This window comes from Microcoleus sp. B5-D4, from assembly GCF_036705145.1.
GTDB lineage: Bacteria > Cyanobacteriota > Cyanobacteriia > Cyanobacteriales > Microcoleaceae > Microcoleus.
Map to the genome: position 1 here is coordinate 46,404 of NZ_JAUBTV010000043.1, position 13,767 is coordinate 60,170.

Consider the following 13,767-nt stretch of genomic DNA (forward strand, 5'->3'; position numbering starts at 1 on the left):
TGATATCATTAGTGATTAGTCATTTTAAAACCCGACACTAACAACTTATTTAAAGTTATCAATGTCGGGCACAAATTCAACAAACTACCCGCAAAAGTTTAGGACTTTTTGCCGAAAACTTGTTCTTTCAATGCTTGAATTTCTTGACCTAATTGTTGCCGATTGGACGATCGCAGCAAATAGCGGTAGACAAACCACACGGTGTATCCGATACCAATTAGCTCGAATGTGGGTGCTAGCAGGGGGATGTCGTTGAGTTCGTCTATTACGCCCAAAAGCACTTTCAAAGAGACAATCGAGGCTAAAATTACACCGACAACAGTCAGGGGACTTTTGTACTGTTCGTAAAAGCTGCCGATGTAAGCGGGAAACTCGGACAAAATTGCGATAATTTGTTCTTTGATCTGCTGGGTCTGACTTGGCGGTTCTTCGGTAATTATGACTTTTGTTGTACCGCTGGAACTGTCTGCTTCATTTCCGGCAGGAATTTCGGTGATGATAACGGTTGTTTCTGGTTCGTTTGATGAAGTCATTTCTCCACTCGCAATAGTTTTTTGCTGGTTGGCTGCAGGTATTTCAACTGCTGCTGCGGCTGTTTCCACAGGCGATATTTCGACTGCTGAAACCTCGGTGCCGGCTGTTTCCACAGGCGATATTTCGACTGCTGAAGCCTCGGTGCCGGCTGTTTCCACAGGCGATATTTCGACTGCTGAAGCCTCGGTTCCGGGTGTTTCGGTAGCCGATATTTCGACTGTTTCCACAGGCGATATTTCGACTGCTGTCACCTCTGCCGCTGCTGTTTCCACAGTCGGTGTTTCGACTGCTGGCTGTTCTGTAGCAGGAGTTTCGGCGACTGTTTCTGCGTTTGGTTGTTCTGGGGTTGGAGTTTCGGCCGCCACACCAACACCAGGCAAATTCAAGTTGCTAATGGCATCAAGCAAACGGGTTTTAGCCGTTCCTCGCTGGTGAAGGATTACCCAAGATTCTATCAGGTCGGGGCCGTGCATTGCACCTGTCAGAGCGGCTCTGAGCGATCGCATAATTAGCCCTTTGTTAAGATTTTTCTCTTTACTGAGCTTTTTAGTGATTTTCTGAGCTTCCGCTGATGTCAGGGAGGAATGACTTTCCATCGCTTCTACAACTGCTTGTAAAGCCTGTGCAGCCCCTGTTTGCTGCAATTGTGCGAGTGCTTCTTCTTCGTATTCCACGGTGGTGGAGAAGAATACCTTACACATATCCACAGCATCGGTTAAGCGAACGAGACTCGGGCCGATTAAAGCAGCTATTTGTTCGAGCCAGGGGCGATCGGCCTCCAAGTCAAACTCATAACCGCCTTTCTGCCACCAATAAGGTATCAGCAAATCTGTCAATTGCGGCACTGGCATTTTGTGCAGGTATTGACTGTTTAGCCAATTGAGTTTATCCCAATCAAATTTTGCACCAGCTTTGTTGACTCGATAGAATGTAAATAATTCTGCTGCTTCCGACAGTGTAAATATTTCCTGCGTGGAATCCGGCGGAGTCCAACCGAGCAAAGTCATGTAATTAACTAAAGCTTCGGGCAGGTAGCCCATATCTTTGAAGTCAGAAATCGAGGTTACGCCGTCGCGTTTAGAAAGCTTTTGTCCTTGGGAGTTTAAAATCAGCGGCGTGTGGGCAAATTCTGGGATTGTCGCGCCCAAAGCTTCGTAGAGCAATATTTGTTTGGGAGTATTGCCGATGTGATCTTCGCCGCGGATGACGTGGGTGATGCCCATGTCGATGTCATCGACAACTACGGCGAGGTTGTAGAGTGGTTGGCCGATGACGCCGCCGCTGGATGCACGGGCAATTACCATATCACCGCCGAGGTCGCTACCTTTCCAGGTTACGGTGTCGCGCACCATGTCGTTCCAAGCGATCGTGCGATCGTCGTCGATGATAAACCGAATCACAGCTTGTCGCCCTTCGCCTTCAAAAGCTGCGCGCTGTTGGCTTGTCAAGTTGCGGTGCCGGTTGTCGTAGCGGGGGGCTTGTTTGTTGGCTTTTTGTGCTTCCCGCATTTCGTCGAGTTCTTCCGACGTGGTGTAGCAGCGGTAGGCGAGTCCATTGTCGAGAAGGGTTTGGACTGCTTGGCGGTATATTTCCAGACGCTGCGACTGAAAACTGGGGCCTTCGTCCCACTCCATACCCAGCCAGGTGAGTCCTTCGAGGATGTTATCGGTGTATTCGCTTTTAGAACGTTCTACGTCTGTGTCTTCTACCCGCAGGATGAATTTGCCGCCTTGGTTGCGGGCAAACAGCCAGTTGAATACGGCGGTTCTGGCGGTACCGATGTGTAGGTTTCCGGTGGGACTGGGGGCTAGACGGACTCTGACATTCATGTAGATTTTTGCTTTTAGATTGGGGGCGATTTGCTGGTTGGGCGAATAGCTGATGTGTGAAATACCTAGCACTGACCTTCGGTGAGCGTTTAGGCTTCGTGTATCATCTGCCGTTGCTCTGTTGGGTATCTCATTACCGAGATTCGTCACTGAAGACGATCCGAGTCTGACACTGCATCTCTAGCTTTGCAGCCTTTATCCCTTCGTAGGGAACCCACGCAGAAGTCCTGTTTCCCAAGACCAAAAACTGTTTTCGTACAACAAACATGGTTTATATTTTACGGTAGGGCGTTACCTTGCCAACCAGCGGTCTGTTTTTTCCCCTTTTCTCTCGCAGTTATCCTTGGTAAGCATACTACTGCTACTGTGACCTGTTGTTTGCAGTCGAGTGGGTGGGTCGCAACCACTTATATCTTACAGGTTTTTTTGCTAGAGAAACAGTAAATTGTCGCTCTTTTTCATAGACCTTGCGAAAGCTTATATCCCAACGCCCAATTGAGTACAATTACAGCGTGGGACTTACGCCAATTGAGTTAAGACTTCAAATTTTATTATATTTTTTTGTTGCCGACTTAATAGTTGTGCTTGGCAGGTGCTTTGCCTCTAATTGCTTGATAATACGCGATCCTGTTCGAGGGCTTTCCTTCGGATCGCGAAAGCGGGCGGGCGATCGGGCGAAAGTCTCCGGCAAGGCAGGAGAGGGCATCTTGATGATATTAGCTTGCGGGTGGCCAAGACGGGATTCACCTTTGGGACTATTTTTCACAGCACAAATAACTGCTTTAGGAGTACCCAAGGCGCACCTGATAACTATTGATGCTTGTAAAATGTTTGTGTGCGATCGACGAAATTAAAATATATTTCCCTATGTCTGCTGCTAAAACCGAGTTTTCCGAATCTGTTGCGCCCTCACCCAACTCTGTTGCGCCTGCTTGGCAGATTGAGTTGCTGTACGACGGTGAATGTCCTCTGTGCGTGCGGGAGGTTAATTTCTTAAAAAAACGCGATGCGGGACGAGGTTTAGTGTCGTTTGTGGATATCGCGGATGATGGCTACAACCCGAAGGCCCACGGCGGAATCGACTACGAAACGGCGATGGGTCGGATTCACGCGATATTACCCGACGGTACGGCAATTAAAAATGTGGAGGTTTTTCGCCGCACCTACGAGATTTTAGGGATGGGATGGATTTATGCAGTTACTAAGTTACCAGTGATCGGGGCGATCGCCAATTGGCTGTACGGAATTTGGGCCCACTGGCGACTGAAGTTGACGGGAAGGCCGGATTTAGCAATAATTATGAGCGATCGAACTCAGCGCATCAAGTGCGAAAGTCAGGGCCGCTGCCGGCCAAACTCGAAATGAGTCATATTTAGTAAGTGCGATCGGTCTATCAGAAGATGTCAGCAGAAACAGACTGCACCTAACATTAAAGATTGACTACTATTAAAAGCGGGAAAGAAAATGCAAGATGCAGGTTATACAGTTTTCATGGGCTTCGGTGGTCTCTGGATACTTATGGGAATTGCCGCTGTGATTTTCCTGTTCAAATCGGACGGTCAAAAACTTAGGTTTGGCAAATGGGGACTGCTAGTTGCTATTCCGATTCTCGTGCCCATCGTCCTGGTTTTGACATATCAGATAGCCCGACCCTTTATTTCCTCGCACCTTTGAGCGCTGCTGGGAGTCGATCGTCCGTGGGAGAAAGGAATTAGTTCTATTAAGTTTAGTATTATTGCTCATTTTCGGGCGATCGCAACTGCTCGTTCGCCCATTGACGCAAAGACCGAATTATGGCATTGTCATCTTGAGTTTCTGCCATCTGCAAGAATTGATTGAGCATTGCTACAGAAAGGATGGGAAATGTCGGACTGCGATCGCAGGTAATATATTCCCGATTTTGCAATTGATAAATTTGTACATTTTGTCCCCGATACCGCCAAACTTCAGGGATTTCTAGCTGTGTGTAAACTACAAATCGATTAGAAGAAGGACTGGTAATATCAACTTCAATTACCAAGTCTGGGGGAGGAGCGGTTGAGATGTCAAGCCTTCTCCCTAGAATGCGATCAACATTTTGGATATAAAAACAGGAATCTGGTTCTGCACCTTGTTCTAAATCTTCACGGTTGAGAGTCGTCGAACCAAATCCCTTAATCTTCAAGTCCAACTCCTCAGTCAAAGCTGTAACAATCCGTTTAAGCAAACAGTTAATAGTTTCATGCAAGTCGGATGGCATGAGAATTTCTAAGACTCCTTGAGAGTATGAAAATCGCGAGGCTCTCTTGTCTCCTGCTTCTGCTAATAAGCTTTCGTAAGTCTGCCAACTGATATTAGATAATACTACCCGTTGTGTAGTTTTTTCCGGTGAGAGGTTAATGAGCGTAACGGTCATATTTCGCTCCTCCTTACTCAATTAATAAAATACCAAAAGCTTAAACTTTGTATTTTAAACTTTCTATTTACGAGAGAACGGGACAGACGGGGCTCGAACCCGCAACTTCCGCCGTGACAGGGCGGTGCTCTAACCAATTGAACTACTGTCCCTCGTTTTGCCGTTTTTTCAGGCACAATTTCTATTATGCCTATAACTTCACCTTTTGTCAAGAGGTTTTTTGAACTTTTATTTGGAAGCCCAAAATTTGAGTCTCTTGCAACGGGCTGAAGTTGTTGTCGCTCACCAAAATCAGACCTCTGCTAGCATCCGCCAGGACGGGGCCAAATGTCAACCCCTCAATGTTGTCTAGGGGAATTTTCAGCGTGTCCAAATCCAGCAGCAGGCGTTTTTGAGCGGTAGAAACCTCGCCCAGACGGCTTTTGAGGCTTTCGAGTGCTTCAATACGATCGCCCTTTTCCAGAGAAATCTCAAAAATTCTGATAGTTGTGCCGGTTTCCAGGGAGAAAGCACGCTCTAAACTCAGCAAGCGGTTATCGTGGATCGCCAACAAATCCACTAAACCGTTGCTAGTTAATTTTCCCACAGGATTCGCACCAGCGGGTAGCGGTTCGGTGATGTAGAGAAACGATGCTTCTGGATTGCCGCTCACCGCATCGTAGCGCAAAATCCGGCACGGGCTCCCAGTTTCCAGGGAAGCTACGGCGCCATCTTGAACTATAGCGTTTTCGGTAGCGGTGAATAGATATTTGCGATCGGGCGTTAAAGTTAAACTTTCAAAAGCGAGATTGTTGCGGATTCCTTTAGTGCCTTTGTCATCCGGCAAAAACAGTTCAGGAATTGCCAGCGTTTTCAGGAGTTTACCATCGAGGGAGAACTCTTTGATAAAAGGATTTATTTGGCGATCGACATCTCCCTCAGAAGAAACAAAAACGCTATTGCCAGTAAAAGCTATCCCTTCGGGATCTAAACTTAATTCAGGAAAACCTTTGCCGTTTTCATCTAATAAAGTAGTGACACCAGTAAAAGTAATTTGCTCTTTTTCCAGTTTACCAGATTGCAAGTTGATTTTGAGAGTATAGAAACGCGCCGGAGCCTTGCTGCTGCGGTCATCAGAAATGGCATAATAAACTTGTTTCTCGGCATCATAAGTAATGCCCGAAAGTCCGCCAATCTCCGTCCCCTGAAACGGAGAACCTGTCGGAAATATTGCTCTACCGATAAAATCTATTTTCGTAACAGCGAAAGATTGAGCTGATTGGTTTACCCAAATAGCAACACTTGCTGCCATCAAAAAACAGACAATAAATATAGTTGCTTTTCCTAGCTTTCGCATTTTACCAATAAATACATTATTACCTATCTTCCTCTTCCCTTTCTTCCTTCGCACGCTTGGCGTCTTCGCGGTTCATTACATCTAAAAATCACGGCTCATGATTCAGCAAAAAATTGGTCAACCAATCTTTAACTATGTATGTAGCACGACAGTCGTCCTCATTGTACCGGACGATCGCCTCTAGGAGCGATCGATCGCCAGTTTTAAGCCAATCGTCGTACCAGCAGACGCACTGAGCACCATTAGCCTTAGCATCTCGCCAGTCAAAACCCAGCCAGCGGGCCATTGGTTTGAGTGCGTAACTTTCCACCGGCATAATCGCTTTTTGCGTCACTTGTTTGTGAATATCTACAAACCGTTTCAGCACGGGTTTCCACAAATAAGCTGGAGTATTGTAAAGTTTAGCCAGCCGCTTAAAAGTCTTGACTTCGTAGTCGCAAAAATGGAAAATCGGAGCAATAGGATAAGCCCACATTAATTCTAAAAATTGCTCCCAGATTGCACCTTCCTCTGCTGCTGATTCTGCTAAAAAACCGTGGAATTTTTCCGTATTGTTGTACCTGTCAACAACTAAGACTCCGTGGAGGTAATCCAAGTTTAACTCTGGTTCGGCTTCAATATCAAAGTAGAGTTCGATTGGGGCGATCGGCAAAAACACAGATTGGGAATAGGGAATTGGTTTCTTGCGGAGAATTGGCGCAGGTATAGAAGATGTCGCAGGTTGATTTTCTGTAGTTTTGACGACCTCACTTTTACCTATTACTAAACTCTTTACTGCCATTTCTGGCATGATAAATTGATTAACTTCTGCCTCTTCCCTTCTTCCTTCTTTCCTCACACCTACATCCGTTAAACTTGTTAAATTCCGTACAGTGTTCGCTGCCGAAATTCTATCCGTTACATCCGTTACAAAATCCGTTGCCAAACTTCCTTCTTCCCGCAACAGCGGTTGATTTAGCAAGTGAGATCGAGCTTGCTGCACCACATCAAAAGCAACTCTGTCAGGGAATTCTGGATACTCAGCCAGCAGTGCGGAACTAGCATTAGCGAGAGCTTCTACATCAGTAATTCCGAGAGTTTTTAGTCTAGCATAGCGGCTGGCAGTAACTCCCGGCAATAAGGAAAGATGTTTAATAGATTCTGCTTCGGCGTGACAGATAGTATACCAACCGCAAAGATTGCACTTTTGCCGGGAAATGAACACCTCTGGTTTATCCCGATTTTCTATCATCCGAATGCAATCATCTAAAATCTCGAACATCTGAGGAGTTCGCTGGTCGAGATTCACGGAGTATAGCCCTTTTTTTCGCAGCATCAGCCACGCAGTCTCTGGCATTGTTTCCTGTACGGAAGCTAAAACTTGGGCGTGAAAAGCTGCGATAATTTGATACTCTTGTTTTGGTCGCTTGCTAAGCCAAATATCCGCAGTAATATAACTCCAATTGCCAAATTTTGATTGTCCCGGCTGTTTGATTAATAAATGGGGGCGGCTGATCAGGGTAATGTTTGAAGAGTGAAGATTGGAGGATGAAAGATGAACGGGAGTTTCGGGGATTTCGCCAAATTCTGGGAAATATTGACTGTCAATTCCTACCAGAGAAGTTGTTGCGCCGTTGGTTTGGCCGAATTCGCCCTGGATCAGAACTCCTCGGTAAATGCGATCGACCCCTTGCTGCATTAAACTCAATGTAGCGGCCGCGCCGGCTTCCCAATCCCCTCTAGGATAATATGGTTGTTGGTAAGTCTCGTGTTCCAAAGCTTGCTGCTGGTATGCCGCGCTGTCGCGCATCAGTTTCAGCAAAAAGTCGCTGGGGGGATCTAGTTGTTTCCAGTCTCTGCAGGTGTCTAAAAATGCTCGGAGATTGCATCGTTGATAGGAAAGTAGCAGTTTGTCAGTTATTAACATTTAGTATTCGCAAGGCATAGAATAATTAGAAGGAAAGCACTACAGGGATTTTGACAGGGATACACGGATTGATTATTTAGCTTGAGGCCAAAGTCAAAGGATAGAAAGTTCACACCATCAGTTATTCAATATTAACGCTATCAATAATTCGCCAGAAAAAATGACAAAGGACAATCACCGGCAACAATTCCCAGCTTTGGCCAATAAAGCTTATTTTAACTACGGCGGACAAGGGCCGCTGCCTGAGCCTGCTTTAGAGGCGATTTATGAGGCTTACAAACGGGTGCAGCTTGGGGGGCCGTTTTCGGGGGAGGTGGGGGCTTGGGTGGTTCAGGAGGCGATGCTGACGCGACGTGCGATCGCATCTGAGTTGACCGTACCTCCTGAAACCATCGCCCTGACTGAAGATGTCACCGTCGGCTGCAATATTGCGCTGTGGGGCATTGACTGGAAAGCAGGCGACCATTTGCTGCTTTCTGACTGCGAACACCCCGGCATTGTAGCTAGTGTAATGGAACTTCAGCGCCGTTTCAACATTGAGGTTTCGGTTTGTCCGTTGGCGGCTACTTTGAATGAAGGCGATCCGGTGGCGGTGATTGCTGATAGTTTGCGGCCAAATACTCGGTTGTTGGTTATCAGTCACATTTTGTGGAATACTGGCCAAGTTTTGCCTCTGGCTGAGATTGTGAAAGTGTGTCATGAACCCCCCCTAACCCCCCCTTGGCAAGGGGGGGGACAAGAGAAGTTTTCCCTGGTTCAATCCGAGGGGCAAACAGATATAAAACCCCCCCTAACCCCCCCTTGGCAAGGGGGGGGACAAGAGGAGTTTTCTCTGGTTCAAGGGGATGGGCAAGAGGATTTGTCCCTGATTCAAGGGGGAGGACAAGAGGAATTGCCTGCAAAGAATCACAAAGTTAGAGTGTTAGTTGATGCGGCTCAATCTGTGGGGGTTTTGCCTTTAAATTTGATTGAATCTGGGGTTGACTTTTATGCTTTTACTGGTCATAAATGGTGGTGCGGCCCGGAAGGTTTGGGGGGGCTTTATGTGAGTGCTGAAGCTTTGGCAGATTTGCATCCGGTGTTTATCGGTTGGCGGGGAATTGTGACGGATGCTAATGCTAAAGTTATGGGGTGGAAGTCGGGAGCGCAGCGCTATGAAATTGCGACTTCGGCTTATCCTTTGTATGCGGGTTTGCGGAGTGCGATCGCCCTGCAACATGAATGGGGTACGATCGAGGAAAGGTATGCAGAAATCTGCCGTTTCAGTAAGTATCTCTGGCAGCGTTTGTCGGAACTTCCCGATGTGGAATGTTTGCGGACATCTGCGCCGGAAGCTGGTTTGGTTTCGTTTCTATTAACTAATGGGATGCCGCACAAAAAGCTGGTAGATTTGTTGGAGAAACAGGGGATTATGGTGCGGACTATTCTTAATCCTGATTGTGTGCGGGCTTGTGTTCACTATTTTACAACTGAGGCGGAGATTGATAAGTTGGTTGGAGAAATAGCCATTCAATTAGTATAGTCTCTAGCTTGAGGATTCTGCTAAAATTAAAACTAGATTTCGGAGGCGACTGAGATGTTAGTCAAGAATATCGAAATCCCGAAAACTCAAATAGTTGACTTTTGCCAGCCCTGGAAAACTACTGAATTTGCCTTATTGGGTTCGGTGCTGCGAGATGATTTTCGCCCAGACAGCGACATAGATGTTCTAGGATAGGCATACTTACTTTTCTTTAATCCCTCTACTACTTGCTCATGTTTTGCTTTCTCTTTTGGTGTCGTTGCTGTCTTAATTAAATCTTCTCTCTCTTCCTTTGGCTATCTAACTCCTTGTTAATTTGTGCCATTACCTGAAATCTATCGGCAACTACTTGAGCATTCGGCATTAGTTCTATTACTAAATTTTTATAACCTTTCCACAAATCTATACTTACTTCTTCTATTGACTCTAAGACCTCTGTACCCCATCCTCTCATGACTTGACTAATTTCTGATTGTGTCCTTCCGGCTAAAATGCCGATTAATTTAGACTTATCTAAGTCTATCAATACTGCACAGTAATTTCCTTTTCCTTTGATTATCGCTATTTCATCCATCCCTAGTCTCTTCAACTCGCTGGGTTTTGATTCCGGCGTTGCTGAGGCTGCATCTTTTAAAATCCTTTCTATCTCTTCTGTTGTCACTACTCTTTTTTTCGCGACACTGTGGATATCGTTCTCTAGAACTTCCTGTAGGATTTGGCTGGCTAGCCGTTTTGTGTAAGTCCTTCTTTTTCTGATAAAATCTAAGTCTTCACTAAACAACTTGTGACATTTTTCACCTTTGAATTGCCGTCTATTAATCTCTAAAAATACTAGCTTTTCTCCCCAAGGTAAATCTTTAACTATAGCGGTTCTCAAAAAAGTGAGGTATGCCCACGGAGGCCACGGAGGCCACGGAGGCCACGGAGGCCAGTCGTACCTCATATGAGATCTCGAAAGGCTATATATATCGATGATTTTGATGGACTTTATGACTTTTTGTTCGACAACGAGGACAAATACTTTCTTTTCCGATTGGCTCAAGCTGTAAAATTATCCCAATCCCTTCAGGCTGACGCTGCGAAATTACGTTGATATCCTCTAGATTCAGAAGCTCTGTTAGAAGTTTGATTCCCTTTTTCTTAACCATGACTGTAAATGCATCTCAACCGCTCTTTTCTTCTGTCTACAGTCAATAATAAATGCGCCTCATGTGTCAATACTCGTGGGGATTTGCTCACTATTAGACACACTAAATTTATCTCTTGTTTTCTTGTTTCGCTATATATTTAGCATACTAGGTACTGAAGACCCATTATTATTACATATTATAGTTGGGGTAATTGTCAACAATAAAACCTGATCATTACTTCAACCTTACATAACTAATTAATCAATCAGTGGTGCTTCTCTGACTTATTCAGCAAACCCTACTTAGTAGTGGTTGGTAGGAATTGTATGAGGACAGATTTGAGTAATGTACCCCAACTCCTTTGAGTGTCATAAAATTGCGATTGTAGTCCTAGGCAACTCTGTCGTTTTTGTTCATAGAATTCGTGGTCGTCACACAATTTGAGCAGTGCGTCAGTGTAACCATTGATGTCATCCGGTGGAACTTCTACAATGGCATCCTGCATAGAGTAAATAGCTGGACAGACTGCTGAAGTGACGACAGGGCGACCTGACAAGATGCCTTCGGCGACAACTTTGTTGAACCCCTCTATAAAGTCACTCTTTGTTGGCACGATAACAACGTGCATTCGGTTGAGAATCTGACCCATTTTTTGCTTGTTGCAGTGACCGTGGCATACAAAGTTAGAATCAATCCCCTCAAGCTTTGCCGCCGCACGCACAGATTCTAGGGCAGACCCGTCTCCACAAAGCTCGAATGTGATGTCCTGTCTGCCAAGAGTCGCCAAACGCTTCGCAATTTCCAGAAGATCGAAAACGCCCTTATCTCGTTCAATTCGACTCGCGAATAGGACTCGAAATGGCTTTCGTTTTTGATCGGGAGTATCTATCCCTGCAAACTGCTCGCGGCGATATGTGGGGGAAAAATTCAAAATTTTCCCATGTTTATTAGCTGTAAGCTCTGCTACCTGCTTAGATATATCGTCGGAAATTGTCAATATGGCAGTGCAACTGCTAGCAAAAAAATAATGGCTGAGTTTTAAAATTAATTCTTCCACCTTGCGTTTCGGAATATATTTACGCCACAAAGTGCAATGTAGTGATGGGATGACAGCCACCCCAAACCAAGGAAGTAGCGACAAGATAAACCAGTGTGTTGTTCCATTGCTGACTACTGCAACGTCGGCTCGGAAACGAATAGCTGAGGCAATCAACCGCAGTCCATACCACAATTGACCTAAGTGATAAACTAGACCCGATGAAGAACCCAGTGGAATTGGGCGATGCTCAATCAGGAATCGACCATCATGCAAGGATTTCCTTTCCTCGCATGAAGAGATTACATAAGCCTCTGCATCCAAGTCTCGACACACATCGTAGAATTGACCGGAATAGGTGTTTGAAAGCTGTGAGGGATCGTCTTGACCCACAACCCAATGTTTATAGGTACCAATTACATTTCCACAACCAGCAGCATAAAGAATTCGCAGCTTTTGGGACATTGTTTTTCTATTTAATAGAGTATTTGCCAGTTACTTCCTTGCCAGAAGCTTTGTCATGAGCTACATATCTTAATTCATTGGCGCTAATTAATAATAGCTACTTTCGGGTCAGAAATGTTGAGTAGAGATACAAAACTTTACATAATTTGCGTTATGTAAGATCAATACTTCGGACAGTTTTAGATATAGTCGAGTCTCCAAAACCCTTGCTGGCTATATGCTGGACTATTTTTTCAAGGTTTAAGTAGGGCTTGCTGAATAATCGATCGCACTTGACGTGGCGAAAGGTTAAGAGATGGCACGATCGAGAGTAAAGTGCAAGATAAACAGGTAGAATAGGTCAAAACCCGTGCATCACCATCTGCGATCGTGTACAAAAAAGCTGAGCTTGCTCCCCTCCCACCCTTAGACTTTGAACTAGCTTTCCTGATGTAAATTGTCAGCCCTCAACCGTTGGGTAAAAATGGCCCAAATAATCCCGTGGGATGAATTTGAATCAGAATATGCGGCCAACTTCCCCGCAGAAAAGGGGGCGCCAGCCAAATCCTTTCGGATAGCATTGGGGCATTAATTATTAAAGAAAAATTAGGAATTAGCGATCGCCTCACAGTAGAACAGATTCGGGAAAACCCCTATCTACAATACTTTATTGGTCAATCAAGCTACAGTAACGAGCTACCCTTTGACCCATCTCTATTAGTTCATTTTCGGCAAAGAATTAGTCCGAACTTAATTAATAAAGTCAACGAACGAATGGTTGAAAAAATCCGCTCCATCACCCCAGTTAAACCAGAAAAAAAAAGGATTCGGACGCCAAAAATGACTCACTTAATCGCGGAAAATTAATCATAGATGCTACCTGTGCCCCAGCCGACATTAGTTATCCAACCGACTTAGGACTATTAAACGGGACCAGAGTTCATACAGAAAAAATCATAGACATCCTGTATAAACAAATCAAATAAAAAACCCATAAAAAACCAAGAACCTACCGTAATCTAGCAAGAAAAGACTACTTAGCAGTAGCTTTCGCAAAGACGAACCACCCGAAACAAAAGAAGACAGGCAATTAAAAAACAACTTCAATATATCAAAAGAAACCTCCCTCATATTGAACAGCTAATCGAGTCAGGTGCGACCTTATAAGGTCTGAACAAAAAGCAATATAAAACCAGGCTATTCCTCACAGAAATCTATCGCTAGCAGCAATGGTTATTTGACAACAATAAACAGAGTATTGAGGATAGAATAGTAAGTTTAAGTCAGCCCCACATTCGCCCGAGAGTCAGAGGAAAAGCCGGAAAAAGCGTAGAGAGGCGAGCCAAACTATCAGCCAGTTGTTTTGAAGGATATGTATTCTTAGACCGGATGAGCTGGGATAACTTTAATGAATCAGGAGACTTAAAAGCACTCTTTAGAAGCATATCATAGGTGCACAGGATATTATCCAGAATCCGTTCATGCAGATCGCATTTACCGAAATCGGGAAAACCGAGCATGGTGCAAAGAAAAAGGAATTAGAATCAGTGGACCGCCCCTAGGGCGTCGGTTCAGTATTAGGAGTTGACAAAAAAAGGACTTTATGAAATTAGCCAGTCCATGAGTTAGACTCTA

The 13,767-nt window shown here is 45.0% G+C and carries 10 protein-coding genes, 1 tRNA gene and 3 pseudogenes; 6 read left to right on the plus strand and 8 right to left on the minus strand.

The features are described from left to right. Positions 1-98: 98 nt before the first annotated feature. A complete protein-coding gene (locus tag QUB10_RS19800) occupies positions 99-533 on the minus strand; it encodes a CAAD domain-containing protein (protein WP_333204838.1) in 435 nt (144 codons plus the stop codon). A 387-nt stretch (positions 534-920) separates the two neighbouring features. Next, a pseudogene (gene gltX / locus QUB10_RS19805) lies at positions 921-2,363 on the minus strand (glutamate--tRNA ligase); the annotation flags it as partial. 611 nt (positions 2,364-2,974) lie between these two features. On the opposite strand from gltX, the gene QUB10_RS19810 reads away from it, so the two are divergent. The 3 genes from QUB10_RS19810 (at position 2,975) to QUB10_RS19820 (ending at position 4,037) form a co-directional block, all read left to right on the plus strand. Beyond that, positions 2,975-3,217: a hypothetical protein gene (locus QUB10_RS19810; protein ID WP_333204821.1), complete on the plus strand. Its 243-nt coding sequence runs from the start codon at positions 2,975-2,977 to the stop codon at positions 3,215-3,217. Positions 3,218-3,230: 13 nt separating this feature from the next. Continuing rightward, entirely contained in the window at positions 3,231-3,728 is a 498-nt protein-coding gene (locus QUB10_RS19815; protein ID WP_333204823.1) for a DUF393 domain-containing protein, read from the plus strand. A gap of 99 nt (positions 3,729-3,827) precedes the next feature. Next, the gene (locus QUB10_RS19820) at positions 3,828-4,037 is read left to right on the plus strand and encodes a hypothetical protein (RefSeq protein WP_006632034.1); all 210 of its coding nucleotides are present in this window, start codon (positions 3,828-3,830) and stop codon (positions 4,035-4,037) included. A 58-nt stretch (positions 4,038-4,095) separates the two neighbouring features. Here QUB10_RS19820 and QUB10_RS19825 read toward each other — a convergent pair whose 3' ends face one another. The 4 genes from QUB10_RS19825 to QUB10_RS19840 all read right to left on the minus strand — a co-directional run bounded on the left by QUB10_RS19825 (position 4,096) and on the right by QUB10_RS19840 (position 8,000). Then, positions 4,096-4,758, minus strand: coding sequence for a Uma2 family endonuclease (locus QUB10_RS19825; RefSeq protein WP_333204825.1), 663 nt, complete (start codon positions 4,756-4,758; stop codon positions 4,096-4,098). A gap of 78 nt (positions 4,759-4,836) precedes the next feature. Next, positions 4,837-4,910: transfer RNA gene (locus QUB10_RS19830), tRNA-Asp, on the minus strand. 56 nt (positions 4,911-4,966) lie between these two features. Next, on the minus strand, positions 4,967-6,049 hold the full coding sequence (locus QUB10_RS19835) for an esterase-like activity of phytase family protein (protein ID WP_333204827.1): 1,083 nt from the start codon (positions 6,047-6,049) through the stop codon (positions 4,967-4,969). A gap of 133 nt (positions 6,050-6,182) precedes the next feature. Further along, a complete protein-coding gene (locus QUB10_RS19840) occupies positions 6,183-8,000 on the minus strand; it encodes a TM0106 family RecB-like putative nuclease (protein WP_333204828.1) in 1,818 nt (605 codons plus the stop codon). 160 nt (positions 8,001-8,160) lie between these two features. Between QUB10_RS19840 and QUB10_RS19845 the strand changes: the two genes are divergently transcribed. After that, a complete protein-coding gene (locus QUB10_RS19845; RefSeq protein ID WP_333204830.1) occupies positions 8,161-9,522 on the plus strand; it encodes an aminotransferase class V-fold PLP-dependent enzyme in 1,362 nt (453 codons plus the stop codon). A 54-nt stretch (positions 9,523-9,576) separates the two neighbouring features. Next, positions 9,577-9,711 (plus strand): annotated as a pseudogene (locus QUB10_RS19850) (nucleotidyltransferase domain-containing protein); the annotation flags it as partial. A gap of 82 nt (positions 9,712-9,793) precedes the next feature. Here the strand turns inward: QUB10_RS19850 and QUB10_RS19855 are convergent. Then, positions 9,794-10,399 carry a transposase gene (locus tag QUB10_RS19855; protein WP_333204834.1) on the minus strand — a complete coding sequence of 202 codons (606 nt, stop codon included), beginning with the start codon at positions 10,397-10,399 and terminating at the stop codon, positions 9,794-9,796. Positions 10,400-10,950: 551 nt separating this feature from the next. After that, positions 10,951-12,153 carry a glycosyltransferase gene (locus QUB10_RS19860; RefSeq protein ID WP_333204836.1) on the minus strand — a complete coding sequence of 401 codons (1,203 nt, stop codon included), beginning with the start codon at positions 12,151-12,153 and terminating at the stop codon, positions 10,951-10,953. 369 nt (positions 12,154-12,522) lie between these two features. On the opposite strand from QUB10_RS19860, the pseudogene QUB10_RS19865 reads away from it, so the two are divergent. Continuing rightward, positions 12,523-13,699: pseudogene (locus QUB10_RS19865) on the plus strand (IS5 family transposase); the annotation flags it as partial. Positions 13,700-13,767: the final 68 nt, after the last annotated feature.